Below are 21,936 nucleotides of genomic sequence, written 5' to 3' on the forward strand. Positions count from 1 at the left end.
ACACGATTTCTGGTCACTCTGTTCTTATGAATTCCCCTCTGGCTTCCTCTCCAGGTGTATCCATTTCGAAAAGCGAGTTAGGTTGTGCCATTGTTTGTCTTGCCGCCTTTTTAATTGGGGTCTTGGCCAGGTTCGATGCGTTAGGTACCTGGTGCCTGGCTGTCGATGAATTTTATATCGCAAAATCGGTTGAACTGATTCAGCAAAAGGGGATCCCTTTATATCCCCATGGTGGCATGTATTGGCGAGGCTTGCTTTTCCAATACTTCGAAGCTGCCAGTGCAGGCCTATTCGGTCTGAATGAATATGCGCTTCGATTGCCAGCGGTCCTGTTTAATCTGTTAACGATCCCCCCTCTCTATTTGTTGGGTAGAAAACGAATTGGAAACGCAGGAGCACTTCTTCTAGTTGCCTTTTTTTGTGTATCAATTTGGGAAGTGGAATTTGCTCGATTTGCACGAATGTATTCTATGTTTCAATGTGCCTTTCTTTGGTTTCTTTATTATTTTCATGAAGGATTTTTTCTTGGCCGAAAACGGGCAATTCTTTGGTCATATGCCATTGCTTCCATCAGCACCGTCATCTATGAGGGTTCGATTTTCATGGCGTGCTTACTGTTCTTGCCACTATTGATTCGAGGGGTAAGCCTTGTAAATCAGTTACGGTATGGTATTTGGGCTAGTGCAATTCTTCTTTTGAATGTTGTTTTTCCGAAGGTGTGGTTGTGGCTTTTCCCTGGAGGTTCGGAAAACGAGTACCCAAAGGGATTCGTTCTCCCTCAGGAGGGGGGAGGCCCTCTTCTACTGCCAGACATTTCCTTGTGGGAGTCTGTCTTCCTGCGAGGAGATCTCTGGGGTGTGGGATATATGGTACTTGTCCTGATGGGAATAGGTCTCGCCTATATGGGGATGAAAAATTCCTTATGGGATTGGCGGCAAAAAGCCATAGCCGTAGCGTTACTTGGCGCGGGCCTATTCCAGTTGTTTGGAGTCGTGCTGGCCATTCTACTTGTATCATATTTCACTCAAACCATTGATCCACAGTCGGTCTTACGAAGGTCAATTGAAAGGAGTATTGCCATATTCCTGGTCGCATGCCTTGGATTCTGGCTTACCGTGGGGTTTCTCACGACTACTGGGTATATGGTTACACAAGGACCAGAAAGTCTATCTTTGCATAAAATTTTTGCGATTGTTTTTCATTATCCAAGAGTGATGGAGGAGTTTGTCTTTCTCTGGCTTGATGTGATGCCCTATTTCCTGATGGTGTCCTGTCTTTTCGGATTTATGGTGTTGTGGGGTTCGACAGAATCCCGCCAGTTCCTGAACAATCACTTTCTCCTTCTGGTGTTAGTTAGTTGTGTCCTCATCTTGGGAGTGATCAATACGATGTACAACTCGACAAGATATTCATTTTTCCTGTATCCCTTGGTTCTTCTTCTTTGGTTTGAAGGGGGGCTGGCCTTAAAATCATGGCTAGACTCGAAATTTTTCACCAATACTAATTTGGGACGAATTCCGAAGTGTGCCGTGGTATTCCTGCCATTTGGACTATTGCTCTGCTCGGAAGATTTTTCCTTCGCACATATCATGAATGTCGGGAAAGCCGAGGTGAACTTTCGGATGAATGTTCCCGAAAAAGTTTCCGTTCACTATTATCAGCGGGCTGATGTAAGAGGTCCTGCCGACTTTATTAATGAAGCTTGGAAGCCGGGCGACCTGATTCTCAATGCCGTCCCTTCTTCGTCATTTTATCTCACGCCTGAGAACTATATATTTTATGACGATCAGTCTTCCTTATTTAGGGAAAATTCCCAGGACCGGGGAAGGAAAGACCGATGGGGAAATTTAATTCTTCATAATAAGGAGACCGTACAAAAAGCTGTTCAGGAAATTAATGGAACGGTCTGGATTTTGACCAAACCAAGATACCGGTCACTGCTGATTGGATGGGTGACCGAGGTTTTTGGTGAAAAAAATTCGGTGATCCAAAGTGGGGTGGCCGGAAAAGATCGCCGAATACAGGTTGTCAGAGTTGTCCGATATCCATCATAAGCATGGGCCATAAATTGAATTTTACTGAACAAAGCATTGTACGTTTACCTTTAGTCTCTGTGGTTGTTCCAGTCTATAATGCCGCTAAATTTTTAACTGAAACTCTTAATTCCATCCTATGCCAGACCTATAAACAAATTGAGGTTATTGCCGTAAATGATGGCTCTACGGATTCCTCGAGAGAAATTTTAAAAGAATTTTCTGGTCGGATTCATTGGATAGATCAGGAGAACTATGGGGTGGCCATTGCTCGAAATGTGGGAATTGCCCACAGTAGGGGAAATTTTGTCGCGTTTTGTGACGCCGATGATATTTGGTTTCCTGAGAAAATCGAATGTCAAATGGACCTTATGCATAGGCATCCTGATGTAGGGGTTGTCGGGGGGTTGTTGGAAAATGTTGATGAATTGGGAAGAAAAATCGAAGCATGCCTGTGTTATTTAGACCTATATGACAAGCCGATAAATCTTAGGCAGATTCTACTGATGGAAGGTAATGTGAACGGTATAGACATGTCGACTGCGATCATTAGAAAAAATGTTTTGGAAAAAATCCAGGGATTTGATCCTGAGCATAAACATCTCAAGGCGGAGGACTATGATTTTTGGATACGAATTTCGAACCAAACAAAATTTTACCTGCCCTATGAATATTTTGGTCAATATCGGGTTCTCAGAAAATCCAGGAGTCATGGAAGCTTGCGAAAAGAATATTCTGCGCAATTCCAAATATTGCAAATGTACAGAAGTGAGTATTCTCTCAAGAATTACAACATACGTAAGGCCAAGATTTATAGTGAATGGGCCGAGAGTAGCTTTGTTGTTGGGGAAAAGCATGCCTGGAAGTTGCAAGCCAAGGCTATGAAATTGCATCCGGCAAACCTCTACCACCAGGTCCGGTTCGGCTGGGGATTGATTAAACACATGGTGAAAAGCCTTGTTCGTCCTTTCCAAGGGAATATTGGTTTTCGCAAGGATATCGGGTGATGGCCTCAACGATACATGAACGTCTTGCCGATTTGGTGGAAGGATATGGCTGGCTGGACGGTGTCGGAAAGATTCTGAATGAATTGGGCTCCGAAGAGCGAAAGAAACTCTTTTGGGAAATCCACCTCGGATCCCAGGCAGCATGGATGTTATGGGTGGGAAGAACAAGCCAGGATACCGTCCTGGTTCTTGATGCGGGGTTAGGAACCACAACGGTGGCCCTATCCTATTTATTTATCAATGTGACGGGGGTCTATCGAGATGAGCCTAGCAGGAGATGTGCCATTGCTCGCGCCAGGCAAGAGGGCCGAAAAATTAAGACTGTCCTCTATGGACTTAATCAGTCCCTTTCTTTTCAGGAAGGCCTCTTTGATCTTGTGTGCCTTCCTGACCCGCAGGTTTGGTTGGAAGCCGGCGTAGGCACTGTGCGCAAGGCTAGGGATTTTTTTTCCGAACTCTTCAATTTATTGACTCCTGGTGGAATGATCTATTTGGGAATGAGGGAAGGGCCATTATTCTCTGACATTGGCTATGAGGCAACCCGGGTATACCAACGCGGCCTTGGATCTGCAATGGTGAGGAATTCAAGCAGAGTTCTCAACAGACTCAGTTTTTATCCGACTTGCGGGCCTGTTGAAGCGGTATTTGAGGAGCGAAACAAAAAGTCGTGGGTCTCGAAAGGTCGGTCCACATTGAAAAAAGTGCTAAGAGGGGAGTCGTACGGTTTGATTGTAGGAAAGTCCTGCCCGGAGCGGTCTTCAGGGGTTATAGGGGACATCGTGAGTCAGCCTGAGATTGACCAATCGGACCGATCAGATATTCAAGTGTATGTCGGAACTGCCAATACACTTGTGGGGAAACTTCCAGGTCGGATTGTCCGGTTTCCTTTAGGCGACGAGCCTTTGTTTCGATGTCGAAATAATTATGAGACCTTACATGCGTTACAGGGTAAAGCTCCTGTGGCCATTCCAGCTCCCTACAATCTTCGTCGTTTTGGGGATTTGAGGTATTTTGTCGAATCCAAACTACCCGGTCTTGAACCAACAGGGACCCGAAAATGTTCGTGGGAATCTGACAGGATGACGGCTCAGGCCCTTCACTTCATTTTGCAACTTCATACCGCAACAGCACAGAAAGTGATTCTTGATGACGCGCTTTTTGAGCGCCTTGTGGGTGCTTCTCTTTCCCATTTAATGGGGTATTCCAATGGAACCGATAAAGAGATGGTTGCAAAGGTTGAAGCCCTATTGAAAGAAGGGTTGCTGGGAAAGGAAGCGGTTCTGGTGCGGACCCATGGTGATTTTAAGCGGACAAATTTACTTGTCAATGAGTCCGGGGAAGTTGTCGGTTTGATCGATTGGGATTTGTCGCGAGAGATGGGTTTTCCGTTGATGGATTTATTGTGGTACTTGAGTTACGAAGTCTATTTGAAGCAGCGAATTCCCTTTTACCAAGCCATTGTGAGAGTGGCCTTTGAAGAAGATCTTTTTAAGAATGAGTGTGTCCAAACGTATTGGCACGCACTCGATTTAGGCCCTGGAGATCGGCAGAAAATTTATGCGGTCATTCTGCTTCTCTATCAATTTCATGAGCATTTCGATCATTGGCATAAATCGGAAGAAGATTGGTTCTCTCACGCCATGATGCCAATTTTGCGTTCTGCTTTTGAGAAGGCGTTAGCTACGGTCACTGAAGCAAACTGTTCCGTTTCATAATGTTCCGATTGAATATAGGGTCATAAACAGCCAGATGGTTTCTGTTGAAGGTTTTGCTTTTGAATGGGACTTATGAATATGCAGTCAGATATGAAGCGCCTCTTCAAGCATTCTTCCATTTATGCAGTCGGAGGAATTGTCAATCGCGCTGGAGCATTTCTTCTTCTTCCGCTCTATACAAGCTATTTGACGCCTTCTGAGTATGGGACGCTGGAGTTAGTTTACGGGGTCACGGCACTCGTCTCTTCTTTGCTGGGAGTGGGATTGGCGCATGCGACATTGCGATTTTATTTTGAGTTCCAAGAAGAGTTGGAACGAAAATTTCTGGTGAGTACGACATTGGTCGGATCCAGTGTGATTGCCTCCAGCGGGGTCGCCTTGTTGTGGTTTACGACACCGATTTTGTCAGGATTTCTGCTTGGCTCAAGACAAGACGCGAGTCTCCTACAGCTTGGCCTCCTTATTCTCATTCTACAATTATCCACGGAAATTGGTCTCGCGTACTTCCGGGCCAGGGAGTATTCCACCCGATTTGTGGTGGCTTCCTTTCTGCGATTACTTTTACAGGTAGGATGTAATTATTACTCGGTGGCTATCCTTGGATGGGGAGTGTGGGGGATTCTTCTGGGAAATCTCATGAGCGTTGGGATATCGTGGGTCTATGTTGTTGGCACCACGGTGTATGAATGCGGGCTACGGTTTCACCAAGCCAAGTTTCGCCAGGTGCTCACCTATAGTTTCCCCTTTCTCTTGAGCACCATTGTTGGGGTTGCCGTTCTGTATTCAGATCGGTTTCTCCTGAAGGCTTTGTATGGACTTGAAGCGGTCGGACTTTATGCTTTGGCGCTGAAGTTCGTGGAATTGGGCAATGTGCTGGTTCTCGAGCCGTTTAAAAACAGTTATGGATCTTTTCGATTTTCAATAATGAAGAATGAAAATGTGAAAGAATTGCAAGCCAAAATTGTTATTTATATGGCTTTAGTGGTTGGCCTGTTGGCACTGGGAATTTCAGCTTTTTCACCGGCTATTCTGCGGATGCTGACGACATTAGAATATTGGCCGGCTGAACACCTTATCCCGATTCTGGCCGCGGGTCTTTTGGTGTCAAGCTTGGGCTACCCATTTCAGACCGGTATTTTGTATTTAAAAAAAACGAAGTACTTATTTTATGTGACTGTGTTGGCCGGCTTTGTGAAAATCATCTTCAGTGTTGCCATGATCCCTCGTTTGGGGGCAATGGGGGCCGGGTTTGCGTATCTTTTGGCGGAAGTCGTGAGTGTGAGTTTAATGCTGTTTTATTCGCAACAGCTTTTTCCCATTCAATATGATTATCGGGCTCTGGGAAAAATTGGAGGGATTTGTGCTCTCCTTTTAGGACTCAATTGGGGAATTCTGTTTATGGGATATGGGGGATTCCTGGGTGCCGGGATAGCTATTGTGAGTTGTTATCCTTTTCTCATATTAAGTGCAGGCTGTCTGAACTGGTCAGAAGTCGAGGCAGGGTGGCATTTCGCTGTCGAAGAAATCCGGCGGTTGCGGGGAACAACTATATAGGGGAATCCCTTTGTCCTGAATGGAGGCTTTTTCAACAAGCTTTAATCAGAGGAATGCATTGGCCAATCAAACAAAAGTTGCTCATGTGGTTTTAAGTCTTCAACCCGGTGGACTCGAGCGGTTGGTATGTACGCTTGTTTGTTCTCCTATTCTTTCAACCTTGCCAACGATTGTCCTTTGTTTAGATGAACCGGGGGTTCTTGCTCCTATGGTAGAAAATGCCGGCTGTCGGATTGTGGTCGTCAAACGTAGGCCAGGACTTGATTTGGGTTTGATTGGTCGTTTGGTCAAAGTATTGAAGCGGGAAGGAGTTACCGTGGTGCACACCCACAGTCTTGATCCGATGTTGTATGCCGGGTGGGCAGCGTGGTGGATGTCTGTCGCCGTTCGTATTCATACGCAACATGATATCTGGTTGAGAACATACAACTGGAAGGACCGTCTGAAGTTTCGAGTCGGTTCTCTGTTTTTTCATAAAATCGTCGGTGTCTCTCAAGATACAACGCGGGCGTTTGGGGAGTATGGAATCTCTTCTCCTCAAGGTCTTACGATTTTAAATGGGATCGAAGAAAAGAAATTTTCGAACCCCCACAATGGGAAGAACATGGCTTTTCGCGAGGCCCCCGATTTTCAAAATCAAAGAGAATGGGTGGTGGGGACCGTAGCCCGGCTCTCTCCTGAAAAAGGAATACATCATCTTTTGCACGCTTATTCGGTCCTTCAGGCACGAGGCATTGCCCTTCGACTGATCCTTGTTGGAGACGGACCTCAGCGCGGTGAATTGGAAGCGCTAGCAGAGGGTCTTGGTATCTCTTCAAGCGTAGAATTTATGGGGTACCAGGAAAATGTTGAAATCTTCCTGTCCACTTTTGATTTTTTTGTTCTTCCATCTTTGACCGAGGGCATACCACTTTCATTGTTGGAGGCGATGGCCAACGGTCTTCCCGTTGTGGCGACGAATGTTGGGGGTATTCCTGAGATTATAGTTCATCAGGAATCAGGTCTTTTAATTCCTCCGGGGAATCCCGAAGATATTGCTCAAGCTCTGTCCCGACTTATCCAGGATCCTGGTGAAGCCAAGCGAATGGCTAACAATGCCCAAAACCGAATTCGAGACCATTTTGGAATGACTCCGATGACCGAGGCCTATCAATATCTCTATGAGATGGAGCCACCACCTTCATTCTTGAAGAATATCGTGAAAAAGGTAGCTCAGAAGTTTCCACGGCGATGGATGTTATGGAATGGGGAGCGGGATACCCGTCACATTGCCATCACAGTCGACGATGGCCCCGATCCAACCTATACCCCGCAAATTCTTGCAATCCTCAAAACCTATGGTGTCACCGCAACATTTTTCCTTGTTGGTGAAAAGATCGAGCGGCACAAAGAGTTGGTTTTACGAATGATTGAGGAAGGTCACGAATTGGGGAATCATTCGTTTACTCATCCTTCCTTCGATCACTTGTCATGGAAGGAAGTCGTCGTGGAAATTGAGCGCACTCAGGCACTCTTTCAAAGCATCACAGGACGCCCCTGTCGATTATTCCGTCCTCCCTATGGAAAATTATGTTTGGGCTCTATTGGGGGAGCTTGGCTTGCACGTCTCACGTGTGTCATGTGGAATGTTGATCTCAAGGATTTCCAGGCAGAGAGTCCAGGAGAAATTCTTGCCGCGCTACAATGCCAGTCTCTTCAATCCGGGGATATTCTGTTATATCACGGAACCAATCCCTCTGCGGTCAAGGCACTTCCGAATATCCTGGATGTTATCGTCCGCCAAAACCTGAACCCGGTTCATATTTCAAAAATGCTCACGGTTTGACGGAGAGCCACGGTGAAATTTCTTTATCATCACAGAACGCTGGGTCGAGGAGGGGAAGGGGTTCATATTGCCAGTATGGTTCGGGCTCTTGAAACGCTAGGCCATACGATTCAGGTGGCATCTCCGTCTGGTGTAGATCCACTCCGGATGGCCGGCGCCTCGCCCGTTGATAAAGGTCAGGCCCAGGTACGAGGGATAACCCGAATCTGGAAATTTGTGAGTTGTTGGGTTCCTGATATTTTCTTTGAAATTCTTGAAATCGGCTATAACGTGGTGGTGATGATTCGATTGGGGCCAATTTTACTACGGCGAGGCCAAGATGTGTACTATGAACGGTATGCATTTTTCATGTTTATGGGAGTGTTTTTAGCCAAATTTTTTGGGTGGCCTGTTTTGCTGGAGGTGAATGAGGTAGTCGGAGTTCAGAGGGCTCGAAACCAGGTGCTGGTTCCTGTCTCTCAATGGTTTGAAAAAATGATATTCAAAAAGGCCGATGTGATACTCACTGTCTCGAGCTTTTTGAAAGAAGAGGTGTTACAGCGAGGCGGAAAACCAGGTGCAGTCCATGTGATTCCCAACGCGGTGGATGCCCAAGTGATAGAAACGACGGAATGGGGAGATCAGATTCGAAAGCGGTATCACCTCAATGGTCATACTGTCGTTGGTTTTGCAGGATGGTTTGATACCTGGGATCGGTTAGATCTGCTTATTAAAGCGGTCGGAGATGTTCACAAGGAATATCCACATATTCGGCTTATGCTGGTAGGCAATGGCCCGGTTGTTGATGGGCTCATCGAACAGATTCGAGCCAGCAAGTTAGAAGAGGTTGTGTTTCTCACTGGCCCCGTGCCCAGATCTCAGGTGTTATCGTATATTGCGGCTATGGATATCTGTGTGCTTCCAGATTCAAATGTCTTTGGTTCTCCGATCGTCTTGTTTGAGTTTATGGGCATGGGGAAGGCCGTGATTGCGCCGGACCTTCTGCCCATTCGAGATATTATTGAAGATCGTAAGGATGGATTGATCGTCCAATGTGGCGATCCTGGTGCGCTCCGGCAGGCCCTCTCACTGTTATTGGGCGATAGTGCACTGCGGATGGAGTTAGGTGCCCGTGCCAGGAAAAAAGTTCTGGGTCAGCATACCTGGCATGAGAACGGAAAAAAGGTTGAACGGTTTGCCTCTGCACTCATAGACAAGAGTTGAAGACCCTGGTTTTTCCTTCCTCGCTATATGGATCCGCTTAGGATTGTCGAAAAATTACCGACATAAACAGCATACACTTAACTTTAATAAAGTTTAATCTCTCCTTTCCTTTTTGAGAGGGAAGAACGGCCGTAGGCTCTCCTTGAAGGAAATGAGAGGTGTTGCATGAATCTCTACTGTACTGAAAAGGATTTGGGATGAAACTGCTCTTTTGGGCGGCATTTGGGGCGGTGCTGTATACCTATTTTGGTTATCCACTTCTTGTTTGGGTTTTCGCACGGATAAGACCGAGGCCCATCAAGCAAGGCGCATTCTATCCTTCTGTATCTATGATTATTGCCGCCTATAACGAAGAGAAAGTGATTGGTAGCAAAATGGCCAACACTATGGCGTTGGCATATCCAGAAGGGCAATTGGAGATTATTGTTGTTGCGGATGGGTCGACTGATCAAACGGTGAGTATTGCTCAGTCATATGAAAAACAGGGAGTCACCGTCTTGCATCGACCGGCCAGGCAAGGAAAGACGGCAGCTTTGAATCATGCCGTTTCGGTGGCTACTGGGGAGATTGTTTTATTTTCTGATGCTAACACCGTCTATGAGCCAACGGTGATTCAGAAGATTACACGAAATTTCCATGATCCTTCTGTGGGTGGGGTTTCGGGTCGAAAGGTCATTTTAATAGACTGCGATAGGCAAACCAGTCAAGGGGAGACGGCCTTCTGGAATTATGAAAGTTGGCTTAAATTGGGGGAAAGCCGTTTAGGTTCCATCGTGGGTGCGGATGGTGAAATTTTCGCCATCCGCAGAGCTCTTTTTGCCCCTATGCCATCCTTCATTGTTCATGACGATATGTTTCTTTCTCTGAAAATTATTGAAGCCGGATTTCGAGTGATTTATGAAGGAGAGGCGACTTCAGCCGAATATTCCTCAAAAACGCTTCATGATGAATTTTTTCTCAAGGTTCGCTATGCATCTGCCGGGTATCAGATTCTCACCCAATTCCCCAAGATGTTTTTTCCGCCAAAGACGTTCTTTGCCTCCCAGTTTATCTCTCATAAATTATTCCGCTGGTTGATCCCATTTTTTCTTTTAACCATGCTGTTGAGCAGTGCGCTGATTCCCTCCCTTTGGTATCACAGCCTTTTCTGGGGGCAAGTGTCTTTTTATCTTGCTGCGGTCCTGGGATGGGTTCTCATGAAAACACTCGGCCGCGCTACCTTTTTTTATGTGCCGCTGTACTTCTGTATGGGGAATGCCGCCGCGTTGTACGGATTTTTCCTTCATTTCTTTAGTGCCGGACAAACCAGTCTTTGGCGTAAAGCCGAACGTTAGGATTCGCTAACCCTGGAGAATGGCTAAGTGTATCTCGTATCTGGACTGCTCGGTGGGTTTTTGATCATCCTGGGATTTGTCGGGCTCGTATTGCGGCAAAAGCAGATGCATCTCTGGATTGCGAGCTATGTCATCCAGCAATTTCGTTCTCGTCCAAAGGTGACTGCGGGGCCGATTCATATATTTTTTTGTGTGACCGACCATTATGAGCCCGCTGTTGGTGGGGTGTCGTATGAACAAGAATGTGCCCGGGTAGAAAAATGGATGAAAAATTATCCGCATATCGCGTCCAAGCATCGGGATGTGAGTGGGAGATGTCCACAGCATAGCTTCTTCTTTCCTGCGGAAGAATATCGACCTGCTCATTTAGATCATCTCGCCACTTTATGTGGAATGGGGTTTGGAGATGTTGAGATTCATCTACATCATGATAATGATACCCCCGAACATTTGAGGGATACACTTCATGAATTTAAGACCATTCTTCATGAGCGCCACGATCTCCTCCGTAAAAATCCTGAATCAGGAGAGATCGAATATGGTTTTATCCATGGAAACTGGGCCTTAGATAATAGTGGTGGTGCAGGGAGATGGTGTGGAGTCAATAATGAGATCTCCATTTTGCGTGAGACGGGGTGTTACGCAGATTTTACCTTTCCTTCCGCTCCCGACGAGTCTCAGGTTGCCACAATTAACTCTGTGTATTATGCCACCGATGACCCCCTGAGACCGAAATCCCATAACACCGGTGTTGCTGTTGAAGCTGGGAGGAAGTCCAGTGGAGATTTGATGTTGATCCAAGGTCCATTGGGGTTGAATTGGAAATCTCGAAAATTAGGGTTACTCCCCAGGATTGAAAATGGAGAACTCTCCGGGGATAACCCTCCCTCCAAAGAACGCGTTGACCTTTGGATTAAGACTCATATTCACGTACAAGGACAGCCCAATTGGATCTTTGTGAAACTTCATACTCATGGAGCCGATGAGCAGAACATGGCGGTTTTGCTTGGAGAGCCCATGGACCGTATGTGGACCTATCTGGAGGACGAATATAACGATGGTCAAAGATACTGTCTCCATTATGTGACTGCCTACGAATTATTTCAGGCAGTCAAAGCTGCGGAAAGTGGAGTCGCGCTCGATCCTTCTTTCTATTTAGCAAAATTTGGGAGATCTTTCAAAGCTACAACAAAAAACAAATGAATTAAATACAACTCTCCAGGCTATTCTATTCCGAAACGGCGAAAAGGATTTCATTTAAAACATTATGGTCAAAGAAGAAACCGCAGATCTAGAGCCTGTGGACTCTATTGGGCCCAACCGGGCATCTGGGAATGGACCTATACCTTCACCGCTGTCTTTTCTTCTATTTCTTTACTTCATCACGCTTTATTTGCGGCCCCAGGACTGGGTGCCGTTTATGTTGAATTGGCCTGTTGATTATATAATTTTTGCCTTTTTGCTCGGTGGCTCCATTTTTCAAATGGATGGATGGCAGCGTTTGTGCAAGTTGCCATTATTGTATGTATTGGTAGTCTGGCTTGTGGTGATCAGCCTGTCAAACCTTGCGCAAGGAGGGGAAGGAGCATGGTATGCGCGTGCGGCTTTCACGGAGTATTCGAAATCCTTTCTTATTTTCATGTGCTTGTTTCTGTTTTTAAACTCAACTGGACAAATCCGTCGGCTGATATGGTTCCAAATTTTCCTGTCAGGGCTTCTCGCCTACCAGTGTATTGATCAAGTGGCGACTGGGGTTGGGTGGGCCGGGCAACATCTTGGTTGGGATGATGGACACGGTGGTCGCGCAAAGTGGGTGGGACTTTGGGATGGGATGAATGTTCTGGCTTTGCTTTTTGTCATTTCCTTTCCGTTTCTCATTCAATTTATGTTCTCTCCCTGGAATATCTTTATTCGGATTACATCCTTTCTTTTTAGCCTACTTATTTTTCAAGGACTTCTTTTGACTCAGTCACGCGGAGGATTATTGGCCACAATCGTAGCCTTGTTCGCTTCGCTGGTCTTACGATTTAAGCCACGTACCGCGTTGATCCTTGGTGCCATTGTTCTGGTTCTGGCCGCGCCGTTGGTTGGCTTTCTGACGACACGCGGGTTTGATGATAGTGATGGGAGTAAGTCAGCGGCACATCGTGTGGATCTTTGGGCTGCAGGGTTGGAGATGGCTAAAGAAAACCCTGTTTTTGGTGTAGGAAAGATGCGTTTTAAGAGCGCTGCGAGAGATAAAACAGGGCTCAGCCTCATTGCACATAATTCTTATGTGGAAAATCTTGGCGAAACTGGCTTCCCCGGGCTGTTTATCTACATCTCATTGTCGTATCTGTCGATAAAAGGGCTGTGGCATGTATCGAGGCAAGTCTCTGATCCTAAGGATCGCTCACTCGCTTTGGCTCTTTTAGCGAGCATTTGTTCGTATGCAGCCACCTCGATGTTTGTGACCACAGATTTTATTCTTTTTTATGTACAGCTTGGTATTGCTGCAGCCTTTTGCTCATTAAATGGTTTTCTTCCTCGGTTGACTCTAAATGATATTTTTTGGATTGCCGTGATAGAAGTTGGATTTGTACTGTTTCTTCGATTATTTACTGCACTGTTTTTTGCTGGCGGAATGTCATAACCTTTTTCTTCGGAGTCAAATGCTATGTGTGCCATATGTGGTGTGGTGAGGTTTAGGGACGGTGAACCTGTCGAACAAAATCTCCTTGTGCAGATGAGGGATTCGATGGCTCATCGGGGTCCTGACTCCGCGGGAATATTTTTGAATAAGCATGTGGGCTTTGGACACCGAAGGCTGAAGATTATTGATTTACATGCTGGCGCACAGCCTATGTTTAATGAGGATGGGACTATTGCGGTTGTCTACAATGGCGAGATATACAATTTTTTGGAATTGCGAGAGCACTTAATAGCTAAGGGGCACACCTTTCAAACCAAGTGTGATACTGAGGTTATTGTGCATGCCTATGAAGAATATGGAATTGACTGTCCCAAATGGTTTGACGGCATGTTTGCCTTTGCCCTTTATGATGCCACCAAGAATTCGGTCTTTCTCGCTCGGGACCGGGTTGGGATAAAGCCACTCTACTTTTATATGGACCAGCATCAGTTCCTCTTTGCTTCCGAGGTGCGCGCCATTCTCAAGGTGCTTGAATTTCGCCCATCCGCAAATATAGCTGCTTTGGATTTCTACGTGTCGGTAGGATTTGTACCCGGAGAAACTACATTGTTCCAAGGTGTCCAAAAATTGCTCCCTGGGTATGGTTTAATTCTTCAGGATCGACAGGTGACGCTTTCACAGTATTGGGATCTGAATGATGCTCCGCCCAGCGAGTTATCTTTTGGTGAAGCTCAAGAACGGTATGCCGAATTACTTCAAAAAAGCATTGAAATGAGTCTGATGAGTGATGTCCCATTGGGGGCATTTTTAAGTGGTGGGATTGATTCCAGTGCGGTGGTTGCAGGAATGAGTAAATCTATGACCGAGCCGGTCAAGACCTTTTCTGTTGGATATCATGATGATAAAGATGCCAGCGAACTTCCCTATGCCCAGTGTATTGCAAATATTTTTCACACGGAACATCACGAGTATATTCTTGAATCGGAAGAATTCTTTGCCTCATTGGATTTGTTACTTGAGTACACGGAAGAACCCATTGTGGAAAGTGCGGCAATTGCACTTTTCCACCTCTCTCGGTTAGCCAAAGAGCATGTGACGGTTATTCTCTCAGGGGAGGGAAGTGACGAGATTCTAGCCGGCTATCCCCTGTACCCGATTATGGCAAGGCTTGATCGAATCCACCGTGTATTTGGCTACCTCCCATCCTGGATTCATGAATGTCTGTCGACGAGCCTCAAGGCCAATGAGAAATACACAAAGTATGTTGATTGGATGAGAATGTCTCTTCTTAACCGCTATCGAGGAATCTCTAACGATGTGACGCCGAGCATCAAGCGGAAAATGTATCAACCGGGCTTTGCTTCTCGTTTAGGCAATGATTCTGATGTATTTTTTGAAAAACTTCTTGGCACACTTTCCCAAAGTTCCGGATTGAGGAAAATGGGCTATCTGGATATTAAGTCTTGGTTGCCTGATGATTTGCTGGTCAAAGCGGATAAGATGACCATGGCCAATTCCCTTGAACTGCGTGTACCATTTTTGGATCACCATTTACTTGAATTTGCCATGTCCTTGCCTGATGAGTATCGATTGAAAGGGTGGGAGGGGAAATTGGCCTTAAAAAAAGTTATGGAAAAAGTTTTGCCTCATGAGATTATTTATCGAAAGAAGAAAGGATTTCCCGTGCCAGTGGCAAGGTGGTTTAAGGAAAAACTTTATCATCAGGTTCGTGATGTCTTGCTGGATAGCAAAAGTCTCACACGAAATTACTTTCAAGAGTCGTATATTGATAATGCTTTGAAGCGACATCGGCAGGGAAAGGAAGATTTGAGCCGAAGACTTTTTTCCCTTGTCGCTTTGGAAATGTGGCACAAAAAGTACATTGATTGATCACTCTCATTTTTGATGGTTCTGTTCGTCATGCCAATGTCCTTAAATGTTCTGTTTATTTCTCAAATTTTTCCAACTCCCGTGAATCCAACTAAGGGAGTCTTTAGCCACCAACTTGTTCAAGGTTTAACGAACTATTGCGAGGTCCGCGTCGTTTGCCCACAACCCTGGTTCCCGAAGCTCCCTCGATGGAAATTTTTGGAAAGATGGCATGGGTATTCATTAATTCCAATTGAATATGCTATCGATAGCATACCCGTCTTGAGCCCCAAATATCCGTTTATTCCTAAATGGGGTGACCATTACCATAGCTTCCTATTATTTCTAGGTCTTGTTCGATACGCGTACACCCTGAGGCGCTGTTTTCGATTTGATGTGATAAATGCCCATTGGCTTTATCCTGATGGAGTGGCTGCTGCCCTGCTGGCCAGAATTATGGGGGTGCCCTTGGTACTGACAGGTCTGGGATGTGATGTAAATATGTTTTTGTTAGACAAGCGTAAGAAGGGGCCGATTCTTCGGGCCTTGAATCAGGCTTCTCGAGTCACAGTCGTTTCAGAAGAATTGAAGACTCACCTCTTAGGCGTGGGAATAGACCATGAGCGTGTCACGGTTATTCGTAACGGGGTTAATAAACAATTATTTTTTCCAAGGGATCCAACTGAGTCAGGAACCATCCTTGGACTTCCACAAAAGGGCCCCTGCGTTCTATTTGTGGGAAGATTAGCAGAAGAGGAAGAGAAGGGGCTTCGGTATCTGATTGAGGCCTTCCAAGAACTTGTTCAAATTAGAAAGCCAATAACCCTGTATATTATCGGGGATGGCCCCATGCTCAAAGCGTATCAAGAACTCGTCCACAAGCAGGACCTTCAAGGGCATATTCAATTTGTTGGTGCGAAGGCACATCAGGATATCCCTCTATGGATCGGTGCATGTGATGTTTTCTGTTTGCCGAGTCTTCGTGAGGGGTGTCCCAATGTGATTCTTGAGGCATTATCCTGTGGCCGTCCAGTGGTGGCATCCAGAGTGGGTGATATTCCCAATCTCATTGGGAAAACTAATGGGATTCTTGTTGAGCCTGGCGATAGTCACCAATTATCTGAGGCGTTGGATATGGCACTGGCCAGGGAATGGGATGAAGGGGAAATTTGCGGGTCTGTCGGTAACTTGACCTGGGATGCCGCCGCATCCCAATACTATTCGGTCCTCCTCGGCGCCTGTTCTGATGTGTGATTGTCTAACGGATGGGTGGAAGTATTTCCCGGAAGGGGGAGGTGCAGCAAACCTTTCATGGCTGATTGCTGCACCAGGTTAGACCATATTATTGAATGGTAAGGGTAAGGCCTTTTGGGGAAGCCGGAGGAATCGTATCTGAGGTGCCCCCCCCATTCGCATATTCTGCTGGAAGTGGGTTCCCAAGAAATTCCCAAATATAATGTGTGAGGGATGATTTGCCGCAGAATCCTCGTGATTCATTTGCACAGAGATCCGCCTTGATCCGTGCCTCATTGGGGAATGGCCAGAGATTTTGGTTGGTTAAATTGCCATTTTGATAGCGTTTGATGATTGTGGCGCCAATATCTCCACCATCCGAAGCCGCCCCTTTATTCGGTGTCCCTGTTTCCGCCCGCAGCAGATATTTCAATCCTGGTTGTATACTGGAATCGTGAGCACCAGGACTTGCGCCGTTATAATTAGGACTATTCGAATAGACGTTATTGTAATCTGATGTGACGGATCCATTGATTCCACTATTTGAATTATTGTGTATGAGGCTATTTTTTAGGGAGACGTTGGTCACCTGATTGCCGCCCCCACCGAAATACGTCCCATAAGATCCCCCACCCAATGTGACATGGTTGAGTGTGGTATTACTGCTTTTCCTAGGAACCGTAATTGCGTATTCGTTGCCCCAGGAAACAACATTTTCAAATCGATTATTGTTATTGACTGCCCCTCCTGACTCAGATGCCAGACCGTTTCCGACATTATTGAGGCTAATCATGCCAAGAATGACGTTATTTGATGAGCCAGTATAGGGAGCGGTGTCACCATTGCTATTTCCGGCAAGCAATATGCCACCACGATCTCCTCCTCCTGTGGCTGTGGTCCCATCAAGGAGAATCACATTTTCCACCAAGCTGTCAAAGGTATTATATAAACTCATGTTGAATTTCGGGTCACCTGGCTTGTAAGCCAATCCATCCCACCTATCCCATCGGAGCACAGCGCGCCTGATGGTCACTTTTGTGCCTCCATAGACACTCAGAACATATCGTCCAGCTCCCCAGCCCCACACATCTTCGAATAGAGAGTCGCGAATCCTGGACAAGCTCCAGACATTATTGTTCGTGTTTACCGCACTCCCATACGCACCTGTACGGCGAATGGTAATATTATTGATTTGATTGGTTAACGATGTGCCATCTGGGGATTGGACCGAAACGGACGGTCCTTCGCCGCAATTCTGGAGGCGGAGCCCTTCGATAACGATATGATGGGTGCCCGCTTGACGGATGTCCACCCCCGTACGAACACCTGCACCATCAATGACGGCTTTGCCATCGTGTTCTGCTTGAATTATCGTGGGTGAAGTTGTTGACCCACTTGGCGGATTCACGATGGTGCCTCCCTCATAATTATATAGGCCATCTTTAAGGATATACGTGTGGCCTCCTCCCTTCGAAAAGGCATGCGTGAGCGTATAATAAGGGTTCTGGCTGGTGCCATTACCTAGGACATTACTCCCTGTGGGGGAGATGTAGTAGGTCGCGGCAATGCTCTGAGTGGCATTCAGCATGAAAACTGCTGCGAGTAAAGACCAACAGAGTATTGCTGGATTGGTTGCATATCGACTTTTCATGGATTTCTCCTTGTGGTGCTATGTCGTGACTTCTCTAGAATGCCTTACGCATAGGAATTTAATGGATGGTAAAGCTATTAGACATATTCCCTTATAGTTTCCTGGAAATTGGGTTGTCACATCCCGTGACTGGTTATGTTTCGGTAATATTTAGAAAAGCTTTAGTAAGTTTTTAGGAATTTTTTTAACCTTAATTAGGGCATAGTTCGAAAACTCAACCTTGTTGACGGACGAAGTTTTCGGAAAAAGCTGCTTGCTGTGCGTCTGGTTGGAGTTTGTATGGTTCCCCTGCCTAATCTGGGTATCTGTGGTTGGTAAAAGATATATGTCAATGGATTCGTCATCATAGGCTAAATCTCTCTCCTACGGGGATGCTTAAGTTTAAGTACCGCTTAATTTGCTAACCTGTAATACAACCCTATAAGCCAGTTTAAAGCACGTATAATTTGTTGAGTGTGTCTTTAAATCTTTTTAAGGGAAGCAATAGAGATCAAAAGCCCTTTCAAAGGCATTTCCCTTATCTGATCAGGCTTCGACCAACTGCTCCTCATCTGAAGAGTTGTCTGTAAGGGATGGTGCTGAGCACTCAAAGCTTTCCACCACCTCCTTCTTGGATCTGTTATATCTAGTCGAAATAATATAGGTATCACTTATCTTTCTCCGGATAGTCTCTTATAGTTTCGCCATTGATGGTTCATGGGATAATCCCGCCCTACTGTTTGACGATGACGGAATACATGCTCAAATCATTTCCCGCATTGTTATTGCTGACATTTCCCCCGAGGGTAATCGTGCCGGCCGGGAAGGACTTCACAAACAGGCTGAAGGTCGCATCCGAGGTCACCAGGTTTGTGCCGGTGTCGGTAAAGGTGCTCAACCAGGAGGGTTTCGAGGTAATACGATCGCCATGGGCGACATATACGGAGACGGGTTGATTGACCGTAAAGCTGAGGAAAGTCGAATTGGTCGCCGCTTTGTCATCATTGGCGGTTCTGATATAAGCACCTCCCTGGACGAGAGTGGGGACGGTCGCAAAGGTATAGGAACGGTCGATATACACGGTGGCGCCGGCTTGGAGGCCGGAGGTGGGCAGGACATAGGCTTTCCCACTGGACACGGACAGATTCGAAATGTTGAGTGGTGATAAGGGTGGTGGTGGTGGCGCACTGGTATTGCTCACGGTGACCGTGCGGGCTGTAGCGGTTTTCGTATTGCCCGCCGCATCGCGGGCGATCGCCGTGAGGGTGTACGAGCCATTCGGGACGGTGGTGGTGTTCCAGCTGGTGTTGTAGGGATTGGTCATATCTTCAGGACCGAGGTTGGCGCCCTGGAGCCGGAATTGGACGCCGGTCACGCCGACATTATCACTGGCACTGGCGCTGACCGTTACCGTGCCAGAAACCGTACCGGCGCTGGGAGCTGTCAGCGTGACGGTCGGGGGAGTGGTGTCACCTGCGGGGGGGGCGTTCCCGCCCTCTGGTTTGATGCTGACGGAATACATGCTGCAACAACCCCCGCTGGCATTGCCCCCGAGGGTAATGGTGCCGGCGGGGAAGGACCGCACAAACAGGCTGAAGGTCGCATCCGAGGTCACCAGGTTTGTGCCGGTATCGGTAAAGGTGCTCAACCAGGAGGGTTTCGAGGTAATGCGATCGCCATGGGCGACATATACGGAGACGGGTTGATTAACCGTAAAGCTGAGAAAGGCCGTATTGGTCGCGGCTTTGTCATCATTTGCGGTCCGGATATACGTGGCCCCCTGTACGAGAGTGGGGACGGTCGCAAAGGTATAGGCACGGTCGATATACACGGTGGCGCCGGCTTGGAGGCCGGAGGTGGGCAGAACATAGGCTTTCCCACTGGACACGGCCAGATTCGAAATGTTGAGTGGTGATGAGGGTGGCGGTGCTGGCGGCGGACTAGCATTGCTCACCGTGACCGTGCGGGATGCGGAGGTGGTGGTATTGCCGGCGGCATCGCGGGCGATCCCCGTGAGGGTGTAGGAGCCATTGGGCATCGTGGTGGTATTCCAGCTGGTGCTATAGGGATTGGTCGTATCTTCAGGGCCGAGGTTGGCGCCCTGAAGCCGGAATTGGACGCCCGCGACGCCGACATTATCGCTGGCGCTGGCGGTGACCGTCACCGTGCCGGAGACGGTACCGGCGCTGGGGGCCGTCAGCGTGACCGTCGGTGCAGTGGTGTCGGCTGGTGGTGTGCTGGTATTGCTCACGGTGACCGTGCGGGCTGTAGCGGTTTTCGTATTGCCCGCCGCATCGCGGGCGATCGCCGTGAGGGTGTACGAGCCATTCGGGACGGTGGTGGTGTTCCAGCTGGTGTTGTAGGGATTGGTCGTATCTTCAGGGCCGAGGTTGGCGCCCTGAAGCCGGAATTGGACGCCCGCGACGCCGACATTATCACTGGCGCTGGCGCTGACTGTCACCGTGCCGGAAACCGTACCGGCGCTGGGAGCCGTCAGCGTGACGGTCGGGGAGGTGGTGTCCCCTGGTGTGCCACTCTGGGGTTTGACGATGACGGAATACATGCTGAATCCTCCACCGCTGGCATTGCCCCCGAGGGTAATCGTGCCGGCCGGGAAGGACCGCACAAACAGGCTAAAGGTCGCATCCGAGGTCACCAGATTTGCGCCGGTATCGGTAAAGGTGCTCAACCAGGAGGGTTTCGAGGTAATACGATCGCCATGGGCGACATATACGGAGACGGGTTGATTGACTGTAAAGCTGAGGAAGGTCGAATTGGTCGCCGCTTTGTCATTATTGGCCGTTTGGATGTATCTGGCTCCCTGCACGAGAGTGGGAACGGTCGTAAAGGTATAGGTGCGGTCGATATAGACGGTACCCCCGATTTGCAGTCCGGAGGGGGGCACCACATAGGTTTTCCCACTGGACACGGTCAGGTTCGAAATATTGAGTGTTGAGGGGGCTGGAGGCGACGTGCCTGTCGGTACAGAAATTTGCCTTTCTGTTGAAGGGGCACTTTCATTTCCGGCGGTGTCAAATGCTGTCGCTATAAATCCATAGGTTGTGCCAGCACTAAGTCCGGATACGGTTGTTGAAGGTGAGGATGGATTAGTGGGCATTCCTGAAAATAGTGGTTGTCCAAAATCTTGGGATGGTAGCGTCCGTTTGTAAATTTTATATCCTGCTAAATCCGATTCGGTATTTTTATTCCATGTGACCGAAACATCAGCTGAAAAAACAGAAGTAGAAGGTATAACAGTTATTATTGCTATCAGGAGAATGGAAAACGAAAATATTTTAGGAGGTGCGTGAGAGGCTAGGGCCATGATTAATTGTGCAAAAAACTGCATGAGGTTTTTGCAAAACCTTTGTGCGATCTTCCCAGGTTGAGACGAAGCGATCTTAGGATCATTGGTTGGGAAAGTTTCCTTAAATAAAAGGAAAGTACTTTGTAATTTCATTATTCATCTCCTGCTTTTGGTAGTTTTTTCCTATTTCATTTCCAGTTTTCTTGAACGGTTTTTCTCTGTGCGTGTCTATTGTCAAATTCGCCTCTCTAGTGGAATTTCAATCTGAGAGAAGAAATCAAGGCTTCCTGTCTGCTTGGATGTTTCCCGGCAGAAGAAATCCAATCAGAATATTTAATCCAGCAATAGAACCTAAACTTCCAAGTACTACCTAAGAAAAATTGGAAGATGTTTCCAGTTCAGGGGGAGGTTGTTGAAAAATCATGAAGATGGATAAATTTGGGGGGGACACGAAGAAAAAACGCAAAATGAGTAAATATTGTTTTAAGCACGATAATAAAAATGCCAAAGGCAGACTTTTCATCAGATAATAAGGAGAAATTTAAAACGTGGGCTTTGATAGAATTTAAAGATCTTTCGAATTAATTATGACCG

General features: G+C 47.0%; 13 protein-coding genes. 11 read left to right on the forward strand and 2 right to left on the reverse strand.

Annotated elements, in window-relative coordinates; translation table 11 throughout:
• Positions 1-26: 26 nt before the first annotated feature.
• The 11 genes from PJI16_11725 (at position 27) to PJI16_11775 (ending at position 16,426) form a co-directional block, all read left to right on the forward strand.
• Entirely contained in the window at positions 27-2,054 is a 2,028-nt protein-coding gene (locus PJI16_11725) for a glycosyltransferase family 39 protein (protein ID MDT3778225.1), read from the forward strand.
• Positions 2,055-2,068: 14 nt separating this feature from the next.
• A complete protein-coding gene (locus PJI16_11730; GenBank protein ID MDT3778226.1) occupies positions 2,069-3,040 on the forward strand; it encodes a glycosyltransferase family A protein in 972 nt (323 codons plus the stop codon).
• On the forward strand, positions 3,040-4,755 hold the full coding sequence (locus PJI16_11735) for a phosphotransferase (GenBank protein ID MDT3778227.1): 1,716 nt from the start codon (positions 3,040-3,042) through the stop codon (positions 4,753-4,755). Before PJI16_11730 ends, PJI16_11735 begins: the two co-directional genes overlap by 1 nt.
• 72 nt (positions 4,756-4,827) lie before the next feature.
• A complete protein-coding gene (locus PJI16_11740; GenBank protein MDT3778228.1) occupies positions 4,828-6,309 on the forward strand; it encodes an oligosaccharide flippase family protein in 1,482 nt (493 codons plus the stop codon).
• Positions 6,310-6,367: 58 nt separating this feature from the next.
• Positions 6,368-8,134, forward strand: a complete 1,767-nt coding sequence (locus PJI16_11745; GenBank protein ID MDT3778229.1) for a glycosyltransferase — start codon at positions 6,368-6,370, stop codon at positions 8,132-8,134.
• A 12-nt stretch (positions 8,135-8,146) separates the two neighbouring features.
• Positions 8,147-9,337, forward strand: a complete 1,191-nt coding sequence (locus tag PJI16_11750; GenBank protein MDT3778230.1) for a glycosyltransferase family 4 protein — start codon at positions 8,147-8,149, stop codon at positions 9,335-9,337.
• A 197-nt stretch (positions 9,338-9,534) separates the two neighbouring features.
• Positions 9,535-10,671, forward strand: a complete 1,137-nt coding sequence (locus PJI16_11755; protein ID MDT3778231.1) for a glycosyltransferase family 2 protein — start codon at positions 9,535-9,537, stop codon at positions 10,669-10,671.
• Positions 10,672-10,698: 27 nt separating this feature from the next.
• On the forward strand, positions 10,699-11,874 hold the full coding sequence (locus tag PJI16_11760; protein ID MDT3778232.1) for a hypothetical protein: 1,176 nt from the start codon (positions 10,699-10,701) through the stop codon (positions 11,872-11,874).
• Between the two features lie 64 nt (positions 11,875-11,938).
• The gene (locus PJI16_11765; protein MDT3778233.1) at positions 11,939-13,303 is read left to right on the forward strand and encodes an O-antigen ligase family protein; all 1,365 of its coding nucleotides are present in this window, start codon (positions 11,939-11,941) and stop codon (positions 13,301-13,303) included.
• A 24-nt stretch (positions 13,304-13,327) separates the two neighbouring features.
• Positions 13,328-15,193 (forward strand): asparagine synthase (glutamine-hydrolyzing), encoded by a 1,866-nt coding sequence (asnB, locus tag PJI16_11770; GenBank protein ID MDT3778234.1) that lies wholly within the window; start codon positions 13,328-13,330, stop codon positions 15,191-15,193.
• Between the two features lie 36 nt (positions 15,194-15,229).
• The gene (locus PJI16_11775; GenBank protein ID MDT3778235.1) at positions 15,230-16,426 is read left to right on the forward strand and encodes a glycosyltransferase family 4 protein; all 1,197 of its coding nucleotides are present in this window, start codon (positions 15,230-15,232) and stop codon (positions 16,424-16,426) included.
• Between the two features lie 88 nt (positions 16,427-16,514).
• Here the strand turns inward: PJI16_11775 and PJI16_11780 are convergent, their stop codons facing one another.
• Positions 16,515-18,056 (reverse strand): hypothetical protein, encoded by a 1,542-nt coding sequence (locus tag PJI16_11780; protein MDT3778236.1) that lies wholly within the window; start codon positions 18,054-18,056, stop codon positions 16,515-16,517.
• Positions 18,057-18,768: 712 nt separating this feature from the next.
• A complete protein-coding gene (locus tag PJI16_11785; GenBank protein ID MDT3778237.1) occupies positions 18,769-21,153 on the reverse strand; it encodes an Ig-like domain-containing protein in 2,385 nt (794 codons plus the stop codon).
• Positions 21,154-21,936 lie beyond the last annotated feature (783 nt).

The sequence above is a fragment of the Nitrospira sp. MA-1 genome, assembly GCA_032139905.1.
Taxonomy (GTDB): domain Bacteria; phylum Nitrospirota; class Nitrospiria; order Nitrospirales; family UBA8639; genus Nitrospira_E.

Coding starts and splice junctions, on each gene's coding strand:
- PJI16_11780 (MDT3778236.1), bottom strand. CDS start 18,056: ATGAAAAGTCGATATGCAACCAATCCAGCAATACTCTGTTGGTCTTTA.
- PJI16_11775 (MDT3778235.1), top strand. CDS start 15,230: ATGTCCTTAAATGTTCTGTTTATTTCTCAAATTTTTCCAACTCCCGTG.
- PJI16_11740 (MDT3778228.1), top strand. CDS start 4,828: ATGAATATGCAGTCAGATATGAAGCGCCTCTTCAAGCATTCTTCCATT.
- asnB (MDT3778234.1), top strand. CDS start 13,328: ATGTGTGCCATATGTGGTGTGGTGAGGTTTAGGGACGGTGAACCTGTC.
- PJI16_11785 (MDT3778237.1), bottom strand. CDS start 21,153: ATGCCCACTAATCCATCCTCACCTTCAACAACCGTATCCGGACTTAGT.
- PJI16_11735 (MDT3778227.1), top strand. CDS start 3,040: ATGGCCTCAACGATACATGAACGTCTTGCCGATTTGGTGGAAGGATAT.
- PJI16_11755 (MDT3778231.1), top strand. CDS start 9,535: ATGAAACTGCTCTTTTGGGCGGCATTTGGGGCGGTGCTGTATACCTAT.
- PJI16_11725 (MDT3778225.1), top strand. CDS start 27: ATGAATTCCCCTCTGGCTTCCTCTCCAGGTGTATCCATTTCGAAAAGC.
- PJI16_11765 (MDT3778233.1), top strand. CDS start 11,939: ATGGTCAAAGAAGAAACCGCAGATCTAGAGCCTGTGGACTCTATTGGG.